Source organism: Pseudomonas sp. GW822-FHT07A10, from assembly GCF_058798795.1.
The window spans coordinates 125,057-144,802 of the sequence record NZ_JBXAKV010000009.1; the positions used below are offsets into that span (position 1 = coordinate 125,057).

The window sequence follows — 19,746 nt, forward strand, 5'->3', positions numbered from 1 at the left end:
TCGCTATGAGCGAAGATCGATCGAGCAACGGGCAGAAGTCTTGGCTGGGTAAGCTCACCCAGGCTTTTGCCCACGAGCCGAAGAACCGCCAGGAGCTGCTGGAGCTGCTGCGCGATGCACACCAAAACAAGTTGCTGGACAGCGAAGCGCTGGCCATCGTCGAAGGCGCCATCCAGGTTGCAGACCTGCAAGTACGGGACATCATGGTCCCGCGCTCGCAGATGATCAGCATCAAGGCGACCCAGACACCTCGCGAGTTCCTGCCTGCCGTGGTCGACTCGGCCCACTCCCGCTACCCGGTGATCGGCGAAAGCCATGATGACGTGATGGGCGTGTTGCTGGCCAAGGACTTGCTGCCGTTGATCCTCAAGGAGAACGGCGACAGCTTCAACATCAAGGACCTGTTGCGCCCGGCCACCTTCGTGCCCGAGTCCAAGCGCCTGAATGTGCTGCTGCGCGAGTTCCGCGCCAACCATAACCACATGGCCATCGTCATTGACGAATACGGCGGCGTGGCCGGTCTGGTGACCATCGAAGACGTGCTCGAACAGATCGTCGGCGACATCGAAGACGAGCACGACGTCGAAGAAGACAGCTACATCAAGCCGCTGCCCAGCGGTGACTTCCTGATCAAGGCCCTGACGCCGATCGAAAACTTCAATGAGTTCTTCGACAGCGAATTCTCCGACGACGAATTCGACACCGTCGGCGGTCTGGTAATGAGCGCGTTCGGGCACTTGCCAAAACGCAACGAAATCACCGAAATCGGCGCCTATCGTTTCCGCATCCTGAACGCCGACAGCCGTCGGATTCATTTGCTGCGTCTGACACCTATAGCTCGGTAACTCTAAGGATTGAAATGCGCTGGATGACCCGCCCCGGCTGGCCCGGTAACCTGCTGGCCGTGGCGGCCGGTGCACTCACCACCCTGGCCTTGGCGCCATTCGATATCTGGCCGCTGGCATTGCTGGCGGTCGGTTTCTTTTACGCCGGTTTGCGCGAACTGAGCCCCCGTCAGGCCTTGGGCCGTGGCTGGTGTTTCGGTTTCGGCCTGTTTGCCGGCGGAACCAGCTGGATCTACTACAGCATTCACAACTTCGGCGGCGCATCTGTACTGCTGGCCGGGTTCTTGATGCTGCTCTTCACCGCAGCGATTGCCTGGTTCTTCGCCCTGCCCGCCTGGATTTGGGCGCGCTGGCTGCGCCGTAACGAAGCGCCGCTGGCCGATGCCCTGGCGTTTGCCGCGTTGTGGGTGGGCCAGGAAGCCTTTCGCGGCTGGTTCCTCACCGGTTTCCCGTGGCTGTATTCCGGTTACAGTCAGCTCGACGGCCCATTGGCCGGGCTCGCGCCGGTCGGCGGGATGTGGCTGATTTCCTTCGCGCTGGCCCTGACCGCCGCGCTGATCTACAACGCACCGCGCCTGATTCGCAGCGCTCGCAAGGGCTTTATTGCCGCTGGCGTGTTGCTGCTGGCCGGCCCGTGGGTGATCGGCATCGCGCTCAAGGAACACGCCTGGACCAGCCCTTCGGGTGCGCCGCTGAGCGTCGCGGCGATTCAGGGCAACATCGAACAAAGCATGAAATGGGACCCGTCGCAGATCAACGCGCAGTTGGCGCTGTACCGCGACATGAGTTTCAGCTCCAAACCCGTCGACCTGCTGATCTGGCCGGAAACGGCGGTCCCGGTGCTCAAGGAGTCCGCCGAGGGCTATCTGGACATGATGGGCAGCTTCGCTGCAGATCGTAAATCCGCGCTGATTACCGGCGTGCCGATTCGCCAGGAAGTCCATCACGAGAAGCGCTACTTCAACGGCATCACCGTTGTCGGTGAAGGTGATGGCACTTACCTGAAGCAGAAACTGGTGCCATTCGGTGAATACGTTCCGTTGCAGGAAGTCTTGCGCGGCCTGATCGCGTTCTTCGACCTGCCGATGTCCGACTTTGCCCGTGGACCGGCCGATCAACCGCTGCTACAGGCCAAGGGCTATCAGATTGCGCCGTACATCTGCTACGAAGTGGTCTACCCGGAATTCGCCGCCGGCCTCGCCGCCCGCAGCGATTTGCTGCTTACCATCAGCAACGACACCTGGTTCGGCACCTCGATCGGCCCATTGCAACACTTGCAGATGGCGCAGATGCGCGCCCTCGAGGCCGGCCGCTGGATGATCCGCGCCACCAACAACGGCGTGACCGGCCTGATCAATCCGTTCGGCCAGATCACTGCCCGGATCCCGCAGTTCGAACGCGGTATTCTGTACGGCGAAGTGGTGCCAATGCATAACCTGACGCCGTATCTGCAATGGCGTTCGTGGCCGTTGATCATCATTTGCGTGCTGTTGTTTGGCTGGGCGTTGATGGCCAACCGGATGGCGAAGACCGTTTAACCCGGCAGGATCATTCCCATGCACTGGCGTGGGAATGATCACTCCTCAACAGGCTCGCCTCGATAGAACATCCAATACCCGACCTGCCCCACGAGTTCATTCATCAACTGCCCCGATTGCCAGATCGATTTGAATTCCGGCATCCAGCCACCCAGTGGCCGCGCATTGTCCACGCCTAAAAACCCCACCGGCGCCGGCACCACCTCAAATCCGGCCTGCTCAAAGCTCCAGACCGCCCGCGGCATATGCCACGCCTGAGTCACGACCACCACCCGTTTGATCCCCTGCGGCAACAATACCTGGGCGCTGAACTGCGCGTTTTCCCAGGTTGTGCGGCTGCGCCCTTCCTGCCAGCGTACCGTCACGCCAAAATCATCGAGCAACGAATCCGCCATCAGCTGCGCTTCAGTCGGCGGTGTCCCGTAATGCAGGCCGCCGCTGGCCAGAATCGGCAAGCCGGAAGCCTTGGCCAGACGCGCGGCATAACGCTCGCGCCCAAGTCCTACGCCGGTGGGCTGGTCGACGCCCCAAGCCAGGTCGCCACGCTCACGCCCGGAACCCAGCACCACGATCGCGTCGGCGCGCTGGCCCAGGGTGGCCCATTCCTCGCGTACGAGCGGCGGCTCGCGCTCCAGCCCCCTGGCAGTCCACTCCACCATGACTGGCAGGCTCATCAACCAGAAGCCGCCCACCCCCATAACGAAGCACGCTCCCGCCAGCCTCGGCCTTGAGCGGCGCCACCACCAGGCGAGTACCAGTAACAGCAAAAGAACGCCGGGCGGCAATAGAAGTTGTTTAATAAAATAACGAAAAGGCATCGGGCATCTCCAAAGATGCCCGAAGCCTAAGTGGGTTAACGCAATGCGACAACAAATGCGGAAGGACTTTATTTCAAAAAACCATATGCGATGGTTTCAAGTGTCCTTACTTGAACTGCAGAGACCGGACCTTTACCGCGCCTCCGCCGGGTGTCTTATCCTTGAGCCAGACAATCTTGGCCGTACGTGGTGCCTCGAGTTGCTTCACTGCTGCTGACAAGCATCCGTGCGTTTCACGTTCACTGCGGTCCAGATAGGCCTTGACCAGTTCAAACTCTGCGGGCGTCAAACCACGCAGTTCCAGCTCCAGGGGACGCTCGTCGCGAAGCCGTCCAGCGGTTTTGGCCGCGTCCAGGGCCATTGCGAGACGGTCGATCAGTCTTTCGTACAACTCCGGTTTTGTAGCTTTTTGCTGTGAATCAACCATCCATCACCTCATTGAAGATAAGACTCACTCCCCTTTTAGAGCTTAGCTTCGCTGAAAAAACCGGCTGAGCGCCGCGACCAACGGCCCTTGGGGCGGGAATTGGCCGCGCCCTTGCGTGTAATCAGGGTTTCCCTCGGTAGAGTGCCGTCATGTATGCTACGGCGCTTCCTGTAACTCCACTTCCAGCTCGGCTGGGCAGCGAAACGCCGATTTGGCGTCATCACCGTCCAGCGTTGCATTGAAGAGGATTAGGCCACCCCTATTCAGTTCAAAAGTAGCCATGCACGAACAATATCAGCCCCGTGAAATCGAAGCCGCCGCCCAGTCGTTCTGGGACGAGCAAAAGTCCTTTGAAGTCAGTGAACAGCCAGGCAAGGAGACTTTCTACTGCCTGTCGATGTTCCCTTACCCCAGCGGCAAGCTACACATGGGGCACGTGCGCAACTACACCATCGGCGACGTGATCTCCCGCTACCAGCGCATGCAAGGCAAGAACGTCCTGCAACCCATGGGTTGGGACGCCTTCGGCATGCCGGCGGAAAACGCCGCGATGAAGAACAACGTAGCGCCCGCCAAGTGGACCTACGAAAACATCGCCTACATGAAAAGCCAGCTGCGTAGCCTGGGCCTGGCGGTGGACTGGTCGCGCGAAGTGACCACCTGCAAGCCCGATTACTACCGCTGGGAACAATGGCTGTTCACTCGCCTGTTCGAAAAAGGCGTGATCTACAAAAAAAGCGGCACCGTGAACTGGGACCCGGTCGACCAGACCGTTCTGGCCAACGAGCAAGTGATCGACGGTCGCGGCTGGCGTTCCGGCGCGCTGATTGAAAAGCGCGAAATCCCGATGTACTACTTCAAGATCACCGCTTACGCGGATGAACTGCTGGAGAGCCTCGACGAACTGACTGGCTGGCCTGAACAGGTCAAGACCATGCAGCGCAACTGGATCGGCAAATCCCGCGGCATGGAAGTGCAGTTCCCATACGACGTCGCTTCCATCGGTGAAGCCGGCGCGTTGAAAGTCTTCACCACCCGTCCGGATACCCTGATGGGCGCAACCTACGTTGCCGTGGCCGCCGAACACCCTCTGGCTGCCCTGGCGGCGCAGAACAACCCTGAACTGCAAGCGTTCATCGCTGAATGCAAGGGCGGCAGCGTTGCTGAAGCCGACGTCGCCACTCAAGAGAAAAAAGGCCTGCCGACCTCGCTGTTCGTCGAGCACCCGCTGACCGGTGAGAAACTCCCGGTATGGGTCGCCAACTACGTGCTGATGCACTACGGCGATGGCGCGGTCATGGCAGTTCCGGCGCACGACGAGCGTGATTTCGAGTTCGCTCACAAGTACAACCTGCCGATCAAATCGGTGGTGCGCACAAGTGCAGGTGACACCAATCCTGCCCCGTGGCAGGACGCTTACGGCGAGTACGGCACGCTGATCAACTCCGGCGAGTTCGACGGCCTCGACTTCGCAGGCGCTTTCGACGCCATCGAAGTCGCACTGATCAAGAAAAACCTCGGCGCCTCGCGCACCCAGTTCCGTCTGCGCGACTGGGGCATCAGCCGTCAACGCTACTGGGGCTGCCCGATCCCGATCATCCACTGCGATACTTGCGGTGATGTGCCGGTCCCGGAAGATCAACTGCCTGTCGTGCTGCCGGAAGACGTGGTACCGGATGGCGCTGGTTCGCCATTGGCGTGCATGCCCGAGTTCTACGAGTGCGCTTGCCCGAAATGCGGCGCACCGGCCAAGCGTGAAACCGACACCATGGACACCTTCGTCGAGTCCTCGTGGTACTACGCCCGTTACGCCTCGCCGCACTTTGAAGGTGGCCTGGTAGAAAAATCGGCGGCCGACCATTGGTTGCCGGTGGATCAGTACATCGGCGGTATCGAACACGCGATTCTTCACCTGCTCTACGCGCGCTTCTTCCACAAGCTGATGCGCGATGAAGGCCTGGTGAGCTCCAACGAGCCATTCAAGAACCTGCTGACCCAGGGCATGGTGATCGCCGAGACTTACTACCGTCGCGAAGCCAACGGTGCCTACACCTGGTTCAACCCGGCGGACGTCGAACTCGAACGCGACAGCAAGGCCAAGGTCATTAGCGCCAAGCTGATCGCAGATGGCCTGCCGGTGGAAATCGGCGGCACCGAGAAGATGGCCAAGTCGAAGAACAACGGCGTCGACCCACAGTCGATGATTGACCAGTTCGGCGCAGACACCTGCCGCCTGTTCATGATGTTCGCCTCGCCACCTGACATGAGCGCGGAATGGTCCGACTCCGGAGTTGAAGGTTCGCACCGCTTCCTCAAGCGTGTCTGGCGCCTGGCTCAAGCACACGTCACTCAGGGCCTGCCGGGCAAACTGGATGTCGCCAGCCTGAACGACGAGCAGAAAGCCATTCGCCGTTTGATCCACCAGGCCATCAAGCAGGCCAGCCACGACGTCGGCCAGAACCACAAATTCAACACCGCCATCGCCCAGGTGATGACGCTGATGAACGTGCTGGAAAAAGCCCCGCAAGGCACCGAACAGGATCGCGCGCTGATTCACGAAGGTCTGGAAACCGTGACTCTGCTGCTCGCCCCGATCACCCCGCACATCAGCCACGAGCTGTGGCATCGCCTGGGCCACGCCGACCCGGTGATCGACGCCGGCTGGCCGGTGCTGGACGAAAGCGCCCTGGTACAAGACAGCCTGCAACTGGTCATTCAAGTGAATGGCAAGCTGCGCGGCCACATCGAAATGCCAGCCAGCGCCAGCCGCGAAGAAGTTGAAGCCGCCGCACGGGCCAACGAAAACGTCCTGCGCTTCGTCGATGGCCTGACTATTCGTAAAGTGATCGTAGTGCCCGGGAAACTGGTCAATATCGTCGCCAGCTAAAAATTGGATCGGGCGCCAGGTGAGCCTGGCGCCGAGTAAAACCTTTCGGGCCGTTTGACCGGCCCACATGGTTTCAAGGGGAGCAACAAGATGATCAAACGCAATTTGCTGGTGATGGGCCTTGCAGTCCTGCTGAGCGCCTGCGGTTTCCACCTGCGTGGCACCGGCACCACCGAACTGGCGATCAAGGAACTCGACCTGAGCGCCCGCAATGCCTACGGCGAAACCGTGACACAATTGCGTCAGATACTGGAAAGCAGCGGCGTCCGGGTCTACACCGGCGCACCTTACAAACTGGTGCTGACCGATGAGCAGGAAAGCCAGCGCATCCTTAGCTATGCCGGTGCCGGCCGTACTGGCGAGTACCAGGTGAACACCGTGCTCAATTACGACATCCGTGGTCAGGGTGACCTGCCACTGCTGAGCGACAAACTTGAAGTGCAGAAGGTGTTCATCCATGACGGCAACAACCTGGTGGGTTCCGACCAGGAAGCCAACGATGCCCGCAAGGACATTCGTCGTGAACTGGTTCAACGCATGATGCTGCGTCTGCAACAGCTCACCCCGACTCAGTTGGAACAGCTGCAACAGACCGCCGACGCCCGGGCCAAGGCTGAAGCCGCCGCGCTGGAAGCGGCGCAGAAGGCTGAAGCGGAGACTCCGCGTCAGTCGCCTGTCGAACTGCCGCAGCAGTAAGACTTACGGGGCGCTCAGGCGCCCCGTTCGCCTCCTCTTATGAAACTCGCCCCCGCCCAACTCGGCAAACACCTGCAAGGCGCTCTTGCGCCGGTCTACGTAATCAGTGGCGATGACCCACTGCTGTGCCAGGAAGCCGCCGACGCCATTCGCGCCGCTGCTCGCCAACAAGGTTTCGATGAGCGCCAGGTCTTCGCCGCCGACGCCAGTTTCGACTGGGGTACGCTGCTGCAGGCTGGTGCAAGCATGTCGCTGTTCGCCGAAAAACGTCTTCTGGAACTGCGCCTGCCCTCCGGCAAACCTGGTGACAAAGGCGCCGCCGCGCTCATCGAGTACTGCTCGCGCCCGGCAGAAGACACGTTGCTGCTGATCAGCCTGCCCAAGCTTGATGGCAGTGCGCAGAAAACCAAGTGGGGCAAGGCGCTGGTCGAAGGTCCGCAGACCCAGTTCGTGCAAATCTGGCCCGTGGACACCAACCAGTTGCCGAGCTGGATTCGTCAACGACTGTCCCAGGCCGGGCTTTCCGCCAGCCAGGACGCCGTCGAACTGATCGCCGCTCGGGTCGAAGGCAACTTGCTGGCTGCCGCCCAGGAAATCGAAAAGCTCAAGCTGATGGCCGAAGGTGGTCAGATCACCGTCGAAACCGTGCAAGCGGCGGTGGCCGACAGCGCGCGCTTCGACGTCTTCGGCTTGACCGACGCGATCCTCAACGGCGAAGCCGCTCATGCCCTGCGCATGCTCGAAGGGCTGCGCGGCGAAGGCGTCGAACCGCCGGTGATTCTCTGGGCGCTGGCCCGTGAACTGCGCCTGCTGGCCAACCTGTCGCTGCAATACAGCCAGGGCGTGCCGCTGGACAAAGCCTTCAGTCAGGCCCGACCGCCGGTCTGGGACAAGCGCAAACCGCTGATGAGCAAGGCACTGCAACGCTACTCGGCGCAACGCTGGGCGCAATTGCTGCTTGAAGCACAGCGCATCGACGCGCAGATCAAAGGCCAGGCGGCGGGTTCACCCTGGATGAGTTTGAGCCGGTTGACGTTGTTGATGGCTGGGCAGAGATTGTCGTTGCCTGCCGAGTAAGCACGCTCTCTGTAGCAGCTGGCGAAGCCTGCGTTCGGCTGCGAAGCAGTCGCCAAGTCAGACGACGCAGTGTGTCAGGATGATTCCGGACTCAGGGTTTACGACTGCTGCGCAGCCGAACGCAGGCTTCGCCAGCTGCTACAGGGCGATCGGCGAAAGGTCCTACGCAATGCGGGACTAGACAGACCCCCAACTTCGGCCGATGATTTGCCCCGCAAAATCCACTCACTTGCGAGAGATCATCATGAGCAAAAAGCCATCCAAGCATGGCCCCAATAAGGCCAAATCCATCATCGCCCAGCCACTGTTCCGCAGCCGTCAGGAACGAGCCGGCAAGGGCAAAGGCAGCTACCGCCGCGAAGCCTTCCAGTCTAATAGCTGGGAGGCTTCTTACTTTCTGGCAGCCTGAAAGGCAAGCCATCGCTCAACATGTTAAGGTCTGCACCTGATTCGTATCCTCTGGACCTGTGCATGCCCCTTTGTCTTTCCCGTCGTTGGCACCTTCGCCAATTGATAGCTGCCTCCAGCCTCGTTCTGCTTGTCGCCTGCGCGGAAAAACCCACCGCCGCCGACGCCCAGCCGCTTCAGACCCAAGCCGTTGCCACGGCCCCTGCGGTCATTCCACCGGTGGTTCCGACCGGTGAGAATCTCGACATCCAGCCCACCCAGACCTTTGCTGAATGGCAGGCGGGTTTTCGCAAAGACGCCCTCGCCGCCGGCATTCGCGCCGACCTGTTCGACCGTGCCTTTGCCAATGTCAGTTTGGACGCCAGCGTGATCCGTGCCGACCGCAGCCAGCCGGAATTTACTCGTCCGGTGTGGGAATACCTCGATGGCGCGCTGTCGCCGCTGCGGGTACGCAAAGGTCAGGCACTGGTCAGCCAGTACGCCGATATCCTGCAAAGCATCGAACAGCGCTATGGCGTCGACCGTCAGGCATTGGTGGCGGTGTGGGGCATGGAGAGTAACTTCGGTCAGTTCCAGGGCAACAAGTCTGTGATCAACTCCCTGGCAACCCTGGCCTATGAAGGTCGACGCCCAGGCTTTGCTCATGCGCAGCTGATCGCTGCCCTGCAAATCCTGCAACAGGGCGATATTGAACCCGAGAAAATGCTCGGCTCCTGGGCGGGCGCCATGGGCCAGACCCAGTTCATCCCGACCACCTACAACACCCACGCCGTAGACTTCGACGGCGATGGCCGCCGTGACATCTGGAACAGCGCCGCTGATGCACTGGCCTCGACCGCGCACTACCTGCAAAGCTCTGGCTGGCAGAAAGGCCAGCCGTGGGGCTTCGAAGTACAACTGCCAAGCAGCTTCAATTACGTCCTGGCCGATGGCGCGATCCGTAAAAGCGTCGCCGAGTGGCAGCAACTGGGGGTTACCCTGCCCAATGGTGTCCAGGTTCCGGCCGGTTCCGAACACCTGTCGGCCGCCCTGCTCCTGCCGGCAGGCTATCGCGGCCCGGCATTCCTGATCTTCGATAACTTCCGCGCAATCCTCAAGTACAACAACTCTTCGTCCTACGCCTTGGGCGTGAGCCTGTTGTCTGAGCGTTTCAATGGCGGTGGCCTGATCAACGGTCTATGGCCAAAAGATGACTTGCCGCTGAGCCGTACCGAGCGAATCGAGCTGCAAACCCTGCTGAGCGCCCGGAACTATGACGCCGGCACCCCCGACGGCATCATCGGCGCCAATACCCGTAAAGCAATCCGCAGCGCGCAGCAGTCGTTTGGCTGGCCGGCGGATGGGTACCCTACGCACAAGTTGCTCGAAGGTTTGCGTAACCGCTAAAAGCAAAAGATCGCAGCCTTCGACAGCTCCTACAGGGTTTTGTGTACACCTGTAGGAACTGCCGAAGGCTGCGATCTTTTTTTGCGATGTGTTGTTACTTGATCACCACATCCTGCTCCAACACCAACGTCTTGCTCCCCGCATCCAGCCTGACCAGTGCCCCCATCGGCAACGTCAGGTTCGGGTCGCAATGCCCGCTGCGCCACCCCGCCAGCACGGGTATGCGCAACGACGCGAAGGTCTGCTTGAGCAAGCCCTCCAGCGCGATTGTGTCCACGCCCGCCACATCCCCCACCAGAACCCCGCGCAACTTGTGCAGCGTGCCGGCCAGACGCAAGTGGGTCAGCAGCCGATCAATGCGATAAAGCGGCTCGTTGATGTCTTCGATGAACAGGATGGCGCCCTCGGCGTCGATCTCGTAAGGCGTGCCCATGGTCGCGGCGATCATCGACAGATTGCCCCCCAGCAAACGCCCGTAAGCAATGCCTGGCGAGACGGTCGTCAACGGGTAGGCCGCCGGGTGCACCAGCACGCTGTCCGCCGTCACCTGCCCGCGCAACATGTTGAAAAACGAGGACTCGGTGGGTTTCTGCTTGTCACCCAGCAGGTCAGCATTGAGCATCGGGCCGTGAAACGTCACGAAACCTGCATAACGGCTGATTGCCAGATGCAGTGCAGTGATATCGCTATAGCCGATGAACGGTTTGGCATTGTTGCGCAGTAACTCGAAATCGATACGATCGAGCAAACGCGGCGTACCGTAACCGCCACGCAAACAGATGATGGCGTCGACCTCGCGGTCGGTAAATGCCGCGTGCAAGTCATTGAGCCGCACATCGTCGCTGCCGGCCAGGTAGCCGTCTTTCTCGTAAACGCCGGGGAACACTCGCAGCGAATAGCCGCGAGCGCGCATCCAGGCAATCGCTTTATCGGTGTCCAGGGCAGCGGGGCCGGCAGGCGCAATGACGCCGATCAGCCCTGCAGGCGGCAAGGCCGGAACAGGGACGTGAGGACAAAGGGTGTGGGTCGGTCGAGCAGTCATCCATGATTCTCCCTGTGTGAATGCTTCAGCACACAGTAGTCAGGAACGGGAATAAACAAAAGAGGGTCAGTCGCACCACGGCTTGCAGGAAAAGCCTGAAGAGGATGTGGGCACCGCCAATGAAAACGCCCGCAAGGACTAACCTTGCGGGCGTGTTCTTTTTTCAGCGCGGAATCAGGACGACATCAATTCGGCCTTGACCAGCTTCGCCTGCTCGTCGGCGTGGTACGAGGAGCGTACCAGCGGGCCGGAAGCGACGTTCTTGAAGCCCATCTTGTAACCTTCCTCGGCAAACCAGGCGAAGGTGTCCGGGTGCACGAAGCGCTGGACCGGCAAGTGGCTGCGGGACGGTTGCAGGTACTGGCCCAGGGTCAACATGTCGATGTCGTGTTCGCGCATGCGTTTCATGACTTCGATGACTTCTTCGTCGGTTTCGCCCAGACCCAGCATCAGGCCGGACTTGGTCGGAATGTGCGGCATCATCTGCTTGAAGCGTTGCAGCAGGGTCAGCGACCACTGGTAATCCGACCCCGGACGCGCAGCCTTGTACAGGCGCGGCACGGTTTCCAGGTTGTGGTTGAACACATCCGGCGGCTCGGCAGCGGTGATTTCCAGCGCGATGTCCATACGGCCACGGTAGTCCGGGACCAGGGTTTCGAGCTGTACGTTCGGCGACAGTTTGCGGATTTCGCGGATGCAGTCGGCAAAGTGCTGGGCACCACCGTCACGCAGGTCGTCACGGTCTACCGAGGTGATGACCACGTACTTCAGTTTCAGGTCGGCGATGGCAATGGCCAGGCTTTCCGGCTCGTTCACGTCCAGTGGCTTCGGACGACCATGGCCAACGTCGCAGAACGGGCAACGACGGGTGCAGATGTCGCCCATGATCATGAAGGTCGCGGTGCCGCCGGAGAAGCACTCGCCCAGGTTCGGGCAGGATGCTTCTTCGCAAACGCTGTGCAGCTTGTGTTTGCGCAGCAGGGCCTTGATGCGGTCGACTTCCGGGGAAACCGGGATGCGCACGCGAATCCAGTCAGGTTTCTTCGGCAGTTCGGTGGTCGGGATGATCTTCACCGGGATGCGTGCAACCTTCTCGGCGCCGCGCAGCTTGACGCCGGCTTCAACCTTGGCACGCGGGGCCGGACGCTCGGTGACATCGAGCGTCGGGATCATGGTTTGCACTGCATCAGTAGTCATATCAATCGATTCCGCCCGTTAGGGTCGTCTGCTCAGCATAGTCGAGGTGTTTGACGAGCTGCGCGCGCAGCCGGGCACTTACCTCGGCAAATTCAATCGGTCCTGCGTGATCGCGCAGCTGGGTCATCGCCAGCCCGGCATAGCCGCAGGGATTAATCCGTCGAAACGGTTCCAGGTTCATATCCACGTTCAGGGCCAGGCCATGAAAGGAACAACCGTGGCGGATCCGCAGACCCAAGGACGCGATTTTCGCGCCATCGACATAGACACCCGGTGCATCCGGCTTGGCGGATGCGGTCACGCCGTAACTGGCCAGCAACTCGATCAGGCACTGCTCCATGCGGCTGACCAGGTCACGCACGCCGAACCCCAGCTTGCGCACATCCAGCAACAGGTAGGCCACCAATTGGCCCGGACCGTGGTAGGTCACCTGACCACCGCGATCGACCTGCACCACCGGAATATCGCCTGGCAGCAACAGGTGCTCAGCCTTGCCGGCCTGGCCCTGGGTGAACACCGGAGAGTGCTCGACCAGCCAGATCTCGTCGGCGGCATCGCTGCCGCGTTCGTTGGTGAAGCGTTGCATGGCATGCCAGACCGGCTCGTAAGCCATCTGGCCGAGTTCGCGAAAGCCCAGCGTGCCAGGCATCACAGCACCATGTGCACGAAGCCGGTAGCCCGCAGCTCGCTGTTGATGTTGTACAGCTGGTCCTGGTCGGTGGCGACGATGTGCAACTGAATCGTGGTGTACTTGCCGTTGGTGCTTTGGCGCTCATCAACGCGGTCATGGTTGATCGTCGCGTGTTTCTTGACGATCTCGATGATCTTGTCTTTGTTGCCCACACCCGTATCGCTGATCACCTTAACCGGGTAATCAACGTTGGGGAATTCGATCTTAGGCGCCTTTACTTCGGTATCGGTCATGGCGTAACGGCCTCGTAAGCGTAAGCCGTGGCGACAGCAAGGCCCCACGCCGGATCAGCGTGGGGCCTTGCAGGTGCACACTATCAGTTGAACAAGCCGTAGAAGAATAGACGGATGCTATCCCACATGCGGCGGAAGATACCACCCTCGTCGACTGCGTCCAGAGCGATCAGATCGGCGCTGTGCACCACTTTGTCGTCCAGTTTCACTTCGACTTTACCGATCACGTCGCCCTTGGCGATGGGTGCAACCAGTTGCGGGTTCATGGTCATGCTGGCAGCAAGCTTCTTCAGCTGGCCTTTTGGCAAGGTCATGGTCAGGTCTTCAGCCAGGCCGGCCTTGACTTGATTGGTGGTGCCTTTCCAGACAGGTGCCTGAGCCAGCTCGGCGCCTTTCTGATAGAAGGTCTGGGTTTCGAAGAAGCGGAAACCGTAAGTCAGCAGCTTCTGGGTTTCGGCAGCACGAGCCACTTCGCTGTTGGTGCCGAACACCACGGCGATCAGGCGCATGCCATCACGTACGGCCGAAGACACCATGCAGTAGCCGGCTTCGTCGGTGTGACCGGTTTTCAGACCGTCGACAGTCTTGTCGCGCCACAGCAGCAGGTTGCGGTTAGGCTGCTTGATGCCGTTCCAGAAGAACTCTTTCTGCGAGTAGATCGCGTAGTGAGCCGGGTCTTCGTGGATGATCGCGCGAGCCAGTACGGCCATGTCGTGAGCCGACGAGTAGTGCTCCGGGTTCGGCAGACCGGTCGGGTTCATGAAGTGGGTATTGGTCATGCCCAGATCAGCAACGGTTTTGTTCATCAGGTCGGCGAATGCGTCTTCGCTGCCGGCGATGTGCTCGGAGAGCGCAACACTGGCATCGTTGCCCGACTGAATGATGATGCCGTGCAGCAGGTCGCTGACGGTAACTTGCGAGCCGACCTTGATGAACATCCGCGAACCACCGGTACGCCAGGCGTTCTCGCTGACGGTCACCGGATCGTTTTCGCCGATCTGGCCACGACGGATTTCCAGGGTCGCGATGTACGCGGTCATCAGCTTGGTCAGGCTGGCCGGCGGCAGACGCTGGTCACCGTTGTTCTCTACCAGCACGTTGCCGCTGCTGGCGTCCATGAGTACGTAGGCTTTGGCGGCCAATTGCGGTGGCGACGGCATCATCTCGACCGCGAAAGCCGCGGGTGAGAGAAGCAGCGGGACTAGCAGGCACAGGCGTTTGGCAAAGGTGGTGATGTTCATCCGTCTCTCGAAATCGCTAATGGAAACTGCCCTAGGGCAAAACTAATCAGACAACTTTTCAAAAAGCTGTCACGTGTTCAGTTGCTCACTCTGTAACCCTTGCCGGGCTTTTGTTCTTCAACGAGCCAACAACCCGGTTCGCCCCCCAAACCGCAAGCGAACCGTCAATCAAGTACTACGTGTTACTCGGCGCTGACCAGGCTCGGTGAACCGAGATTGGCCAGCCGCACGCTGTTCTGCACCTGCTGGATTTCACCCGCAGAGCCGATCGGCCCCATGCGCACCCGATGCAGTGTCTGCTGGTTACGCACGATCGAGCTGATGAACACCGGAGCGCTCACCATCCCGCTGAGCTTCGATCTCAGGAGCTCTGCAGCGTCCGGGTTGGCGAACGCGCCCACCTGCAGATACTGGCCAGAGGCTGGTACAGAAGCGTTTTTTTTTGCATCGATCTGCACAGGCACAACGGCTGCGGCGTGTTGCTGCGGCGGTGGCGTCCATTGCTCGACGGTGCCAGTGGAAGCAGTCACGGTCGGCGCGGCATTTTGCGCCACTTGCGGCTCGTTGAGCATCAACGGCGCCGGACGACCTTTCTGCGCCCACCATTCCTGCGGGTCGATGCCTTCGACCTTGACCCGCGCCGTGCCGATTTCAGCGTAGCCAAGCTTCTTGGCAGCCGCGTAGGACAAGTCGATGATCCGGTCCGAATAGAACGGCCCACGGTCATTGACCCGCAGAATCACCGTCTTGTTGTTGTCCAGGTTGGTCACCCGAACGTAACTTGGCAGTGGCAAGGTCTTGTGGGCGGCGCTCATGCCATACAGGTCATACACCTCGCCGTTGGCGGTGTTCTGGCCGTGGAACTTGGTGCCATACCAGGACGCCGTGCCCGACGCGACGTAGGTCTTGGATTCCTGCAGCGGGAAATAGGTCTTGCCCAGCACGGTGTACGGGTTGGCTTTATAAGGACCGCTGTGCAGGGTCGGCGTGGCATCCGGGATGCGCGATACGTCGACGTCCCACCAGGGTGCGCCATCCTTGTGCGCCCGGTTGATATCCAGGCCGGGGGCCGAACGAACGGCGGTGGAAGACTTCTGAGTCGGTGAGCGGCTGGTCGAACAACTGGCGACCAGCACCGCCAACGCGGCGAATGCCATGAGCTTCAGGGGTTTATTCATAGGCAATGCCCGCATTACTTGACGCCCCGTGCTTGGACCAGCTGTTCAGACAGTTGATGTACGGCCATGGCGTACATCACGCTGCGGTTATAACGCGTGATCGCGTAAAAATTCGTCAGGCCCATCCAGTATTCAGGGCCATTGTCACCTTCCAGGCGGAAAGCCGTGACCGGCATATCATCGCGCAGCGCATCATGACTCGACCAGCCCAGCGCCCGCAACTCCCCGACGGTTTTCGTAGGTTCGATGCCGTCGGTCAACCCGTCGTCCACCTGATCGCCGCGCACATCGGCACGGCTGACCACAGGTTCGCCGGCGACCCAGCCGTGTTGCTTGAAATAACTGGCGACGCTGCCGATGGCATCATCGGGGTTGGTCCAGATATTAATGTGGCCGTCACCGTCGAAATCCACCGCATAGGCGCGAAAACTGCTCGGCATGAATTGCGGCAAGCCCATGGCCCCGGCGTAGGAGCCTTTGAGGGTCAACGGGTCGACCTGCTCTTCACGGGCCAGCAGCAGGAATTCACGCAACTCCTTGCGGAAGAAATCAGCACGGGGAGGATAGTCGAAACCCAGGGTCGACAAGGCGTCGATCACCCGATAATTACCGGTATTGCGACCAAAAAAGGTCTCGACGCCGATAATCGAGACGATCACCTGCGCCGGCACACCGTATTCCTGCTCCGCACGGGCCAGCACCGCCTCGTGCTGACGCCAGAAGTCCACGCCACGGGCGATGCGCGCGTCGGTGATGAACATCGGGCGATATTCTTTCCACTGCTTGACGCGTTCGGCGGGTTTGGAGATCGCGTCCAGAATCGACTGTTTGCGCTCGGCTTCGCGGAACACGCCCATCAGCTGTTCACCGGCAAAGCCGTAGTCACGGGTCATTTCACCAACGAACTCGGCCACCTGGGCTGAGCCTTCGTAATCGCCGGCCAATGCTTCCTGCACGGAACCAAGGATGCTCACCAGGCCGACCCACGGTGCGTATCGAGTCGCCCAGCCACGCATTACTTGCATTGAAATCTTCACCTTATTCAAACCTGCGCGATCCACTTGCGATGGGTATGGATCGACATCAAAACCCCAAACGCTGACAGTAGCGTCACCAGCGAAGTTCCTCCGTAGCTAATGAACGGCAACGGCACCCCTACCACCGGCAACAGGCCACTGACCATACCGATGTTGACGAAAACGTAAACAAAAAACGTCATGGTCAGGCTGCCCGCAAGCAACTTGCCGAACAATGTCTGGGCCTGGGCGGTAATCACCAGCCCGCGACCGATCAACAACAGGTAAATCAGCAACAATGCGCAGATCCCCACCAGACCGAACTCTTCACCCAGCACCGCAATAATGAAGTCGGTGTGGCTTTCTGGCAGGAAGTCCAGGTGCGACTGGGTACCGAGTAACCAGCCCTTGCCGAACACGCCACCGGAGCCGATGGCCGCTTTCGACTGAATGATGTTCCAGCCCGTGCCCAGCGGATCGCTTTCGGGGTCGAGGAAGGTCAGGATTCGCTGCTTTTGATAGTCGTGCATGATGAAGAACCACATCGCCACGGCCACCGGCACGGCGGCGGCAATCACGCTGAGGATCCAGCGCCAGCGCAGGCCACCCATGAACAGCACGAACGCGCCCCCGGCGAGAATCAGCAACGAAGTGCCAAGGTCGGGCTGACGCACGATCAGAATGAACGGGACACCGATCAGCACCAGACTGATCCCCACGTGCTTGAGCTGGGGTGGCAAGGAACGCTTGGCCAGGTACCAGGCGATGGTCGCCGGCATCAGGATCTTCATGAATTCCGAGGGCTGGAAGCGGATCACCCCGGGGATATTGATCCAGCGGGTGGCCCCCATGGCGTTATGGCCCATGACGTCCACCACCACCAGCAAGATCACGCCGACCACATAGCCGAGCGGCACCCAGCGGGCCATGAAGCGCGGTTCGAACTGGGCGATGACGATCATCGATACCAGGCCGATGCCGAAGGAAGTGGCTTGCTTGGCCAGCAGATCCCAGCTCTTGCCGCTGGCCGAATACAGCACGAACAGGCTGCCGGCGGCGAGGGTCAGCAGCAGGATCAGCAGCGGGCCGTCGATGTGCAGGCGTTGCAACAGCGTCGCACGGCGACGCATCACATCCTCGCTGGAGAGCATGCGATCGAAATTATTCTTCACGGGCCGTAGCCTCCGCACTGATAGGGCTGGCGTATTCGGCTTTCAGTCGGCCGTCCTGGTCGAGGAGCCAGGCGTCCATCACTTGACGCACCACCGGAGCGGCGACGCCGGAGCCGGACTCGCCGTTCTCGACCATCACCGACACCACGATTTTCGGGTTGTCGGCCGGCGCGAAGCCGACGAACAAGGCGTGGTCGCGGTGGCGCTCCTGCACCTTGGAGCGGTCGTACTTCTCGCCCTGTTTGATCGCGACCACCTGGGCCGTACCACTTTTGCCGGCGATCCGGTATTGCGCGCCGATCGATGCCTTGCGCGCCGTACCCCGGGCACCGTGCATCACCTGTTGCATGCCGTGATTGACCTTGGTCCAGTCCGAAGGGTCGCGCAGGATAATGTCCGGCATCGGATTTTCATCCTTCGGCTTCTCGCCCTCGATGGTCTTGGCCAGGTGCGGACGATTCCAGACACCCTTGTTGGCCACCAGTGCCGTGGCCTGCGCCAGTTGCAACGGAGTGGACTGCATATAGCCCTGCCCGATCCCCAGAATCAGCGTCTCGCCCGGGAACCAGGCCTGACGACGGGTCACGCGCTTCCATTCCCGTGTCGGCATCAGCCCCGGCGACTCTTCGAACATGTCCAGGGAGACCTTCTGGCCAATGCCGAATTTGCTCAGGTAGGACGACAACCGATCAATCCCCAGCTTGTGCGCCAGGTCATAGAAGTAGGTGTCGTTGGAACGCATGATCGCCGTGTCTAGATCGACAAAGCCGTCACCGGTACGGTTCCAGTTGCGGTACTTGTGATCGTAGTTGGGCAGCATGTAGTAGCCCGGGTCGAACACCCGGGTCGACGCCGTGACCACGCCCGCATCCAGGCCGGCAATCGCCACCGCCGGCTTGATGGTCGAGCCCGGCGGGTACAGACCGCGCAGCACGCGGTTGAACAGTGGCCGGTCGATGGAGTCACGCAGCTCGGAGTAAGCTTTGAAACTGATGCCGGTGACGAACAGGTTCGGGTCGAAACTCGGCTGGCTGACCATCGCCAGCACTTCGCCGGTCGCCGGATCCAGCGCCACGACCGCGCCACGGCGACCGCCAAGTGCGGCTTCGGCGGCTTCCTGCAATTTGATGTCCAGGCTCAGGACGATGTCCTTGCCGGAAATCGGTTCGGTACGCTTGAGTACCCGCAGCACGCGGCCACGGGCGTTAGTCTCGACTTCTTCGTAACCAACCTGACCGTGCAATTCGGGCTCGTAGAAGCGCTCGATGCCGGTTTTGCCAATTTGATGGGTGCCGCTGTAACTCACCGGGTCCAGAGACTTGAGCTCTTTCTCGTTGATCCGCCCCATATATCCCACTGAGTGCGCAAAGTGCGCGCCCTGCGGATAGTGACGAACCAGCTGTGCGACCACTTCCACACCCGGCAGACGGAACTGGTTCACCGCGATGCGGGCGATCTGCTCTTCGGTCAGCTCGAACAGGATCGGCACCGGCTCGAACGGCCGACGCCCCTGACGCATACGCTTCTCGAAGATCACCCGGTCCTCGGGCGTCAGCTCAAGCACTTCGACGATCACATCGAGCACTTGCTGCCAGTCGCCGGAGCGTTCGCGAGTCATGCTCAGGCTGAAGCTGGGCCGGTTATCGGCCACCACCACGCCATTGCGGTCGTAGATCAGTCCGCGAGTCGGCGGAATCGGCTGCACATGGACGCGGTTGTTTTCCGACAGGGTCGAGTGGTACTCGTACTGGATCACCTGCAGGAAATACAGCCGCGCGATCAGCACGCCTATCAGCGTCACTACCGCAATAGCCCCGAACACGACGCGGCCACGCACCAGACGGGCGTCTTTTTCGTGGTCCTTGATGCGGATCGGCTGGGACATGAGGGCAGA

At 60.6% G+C, this 19,746-nt stretch carries 18 protein-coding genes; 7 read left to right on the top strand and 11 right to left on the bottom strand.

Translation table 11 applies throughout. The annotated features are described in order from the left end of the window. The first annotated feature begins 5 nt into the window (after nt 1-5). Nucleotides 6-845 carry a CorC family transporter gene (locus AC1RL4_RS16725; RefSeq protein WP_007909641.1) on the top strand — a complete coding sequence of 280 codons (840 nt, stop codon included), beginning with the start codon at nt 6-8 and terminating at the stop codon, nt 843-845. A gap of 14 nt (nt 846-859) precedes the next feature. Continuing rightward, on the top strand, nt 860-2,383 hold the full coding sequence (gene lnt / locus AC1RL4_RS16730) for an apolipoprotein N-acyltransferase (RefSeq protein WP_204124842.1): 1,524 nt from the start codon (nt 860-862) through the stop codon (nt 2,381-2,383). Between the two features lie 38 nt (nt 2,384-2,421). Here the strand turns inward: lnt and AC1RL4_RS16735 are convergent, their stop codons facing one another. Continuing rightward, nucleotides 2,422-3,201: a YdcF family protein gene (locus AC1RL4_RS16735; protein WP_204124841.1), complete on the bottom strand. Its 780-nt coding sequence runs from the start codon at nt 3,199-3,201 to the stop codon at nt 2,422-2,424. Between the two features lie 106 nt (nt 3,202-3,307). Then, a complete protein-coding gene (locus AC1RL4_RS16740; protein ID WP_019581339.1) occupies nt 3,308-3,628 on the bottom strand; it encodes a hypothetical protein in 321 nt (106 codons plus the stop codon). A 280-nt stretch (nt 3,629-3,908) separates the two neighbouring features. Between AC1RL4_RS16740 and leuS the strand changes: the two genes are divergently transcribed. The 5 genes from leuS (at nt 3,909) to AC1RL4_RS16765 (ending at nt 10,082) form a co-directional block, all read left to right on the top strand. Next, a complete protein-coding gene (leuS, locus tag AC1RL4_RS16745; protein ID WP_230173104.1) occupies nt 3,909-6,515 on the top strand; it encodes a leucine--tRNA ligase in 2,607 nt (868 codons plus the stop codon). Between the two features lie 90 nt (nt 6,516-6,605). Further along, nucleotides 6,606-7,211: an LPS-assembly lipoprotein LptE gene (locus AC1RL4_RS16750; protein ID WP_019581341.1), complete on the top strand. Its 606-nt coding sequence runs from the start codon at nt 6,606-6,608 to the stop codon at nt 7,209-7,211. Between the two features lie 39 nt (nt 7,212-7,250). Then, on the top strand, nt 7,251-8,288 hold the full coding sequence (gene holA / locus AC1RL4_RS16755; protein WP_230173102.1) for a DNA polymerase III subunit delta: 1,038 nt from the start codon (nt 7,251-7,253) through the stop codon (nt 8,286-8,288). Between the two features lie 244 nt (nt 8,289-8,532). Next, nucleotides 8,533-8,697 (top strand): alternative ribosome rescue factor ArfA, encoded by a 165-nt coding sequence (gene arfA / locus AC1RL4_RS16760; protein WP_003176285.1) that lies wholly within the window; start codon nt 8,533-8,535, stop codon nt 8,695-8,697. Nucleotides 8,698-8,759: 62 nt separating this feature from the next. Beyond that, nucleotides 8,760-10,082: a lytic murein transglycosylase gene (locus AC1RL4_RS16765; protein WP_019581342.1), complete on the top strand. Its 1,323-nt coding sequence runs from the start codon at nt 8,760-8,762 to the stop codon at nt 10,080-10,082. Nucleotides 10,083-10,176: 94 nt separating this feature from the next. Here AC1RL4_RS16765 and AC1RL4_RS16770 read toward each other — a convergent pair whose 3' ends face one another. The 9 genes from AC1RL4_RS16770 to mrdA all read right to left on the bottom strand — a co-directional run bounded on the left by AC1RL4_RS16770 (nt 10,177) and on the right by mrdA (nt 19,737). After that, nucleotides 10,177-11,124 (bottom strand): S66 peptidase family protein, encoded by a 948-nt coding sequence (locus AC1RL4_RS16770; RefSeq protein WP_019581343.1) that lies wholly within the window; start codon nt 11,122-11,124, stop codon nt 10,177-10,179. 174 nt (nt 11,125-11,298) lie between these two features. Further along, nucleotides 11,299-12,321, bottom strand: coding sequence for a lipoyl synthase (lipA, locus tag AC1RL4_RS16775; RefSeq protein WP_007937422.1), 1,023 nt, complete (start codon nt 12,319-12,321; stop codon nt 11,299-11,301). Between the two features lies 1 nt (nt 12,322). Then, nucleotides 12,323-12,970, bottom strand: coding sequence for a lipoyl(octanoyl) transferase LipB (lipB, locus tag AC1RL4_RS16780; RefSeq protein WP_019581344.1), 648 nt, complete (start codon nt 12,968-12,970; stop codon nt 12,323-12,325). Then, the gene (locus AC1RL4_RS16785; RefSeq protein ID WP_003215438.1) at nt 12,970-13,245 is read right to left on the bottom strand and encodes a DUF493 domain-containing protein; all 276 of its coding nucleotides are present in this window, start codon (nt 13,243-13,245) and stop codon (nt 12,970-12,972) included. Before AC1RL4_RS16785 ends, lipB begins: the two co-directional genes overlap by 1 nt. A gap of 83 nt (nt 13,246-13,328) precedes the next feature. Next, nucleotides 13,329-14,486 carry a D-alanyl-D-alanine carboxypeptidase family protein gene (locus AC1RL4_RS16790; RefSeq protein WP_018925757.1) on the bottom strand — a complete coding sequence of 386 codons (1,158 nt, stop codon included), beginning with the start codon at nt 14,484-14,486 and terminating at the stop codon, nt 13,329-13,331. A 182-nt stretch (nt 14,487-14,668) separates the two neighbouring features. Then, complete coding sequence (locus AC1RL4_RS16795; protein ID WP_026286382.1) at nt 14,669-15,679, bottom strand: septal ring lytic transglycosylase RlpA family protein; 1,011 nt, start codon at nt 15,677-15,679, stop codon at nt 14,669-14,671. Further along, nucleotides 15,679-16,689 carry a lytic murein transglycosylase B gene (gene mltB, locus AC1RL4_RS16800; RefSeq protein WP_028938839.1) on the bottom strand — a complete coding sequence of 337 codons (1,011 nt, stop codon included), beginning with the start codon at nt 16,687-16,689 and terminating at the stop codon, nt 15,679-15,681. Before mltB ends, AC1RL4_RS16795 begins: the two co-directional genes overlap by 1 nt. Nucleotides 16,690-16,706: 17 nt before the next feature. Next, the gene (gene rodA, locus AC1RL4_RS16805; RefSeq protein ID WP_050438283.1) at nt 16,707-17,810 is read right to left on the bottom strand and encodes a rod shape-determining protein RodA; all 1,104 of its coding nucleotides are present in this window, start codon (nt 17,808-17,810) and stop codon (nt 16,707-16,709) included. Between the two features lie 31 nt (nt 17,811-17,841). Further along, nucleotides 17,842-19,737, bottom strand: a complete 1,896-nt coding sequence (gene mrdA / locus AC1RL4_RS16810) for a penicillin-binding protein 2 (protein WP_018925753.1) — start codon at nt 19,735-19,737, stop codon at nt 17,842-17,844. Nucleotides 19,738-19,746: the final 9 nt, after the last annotated feature.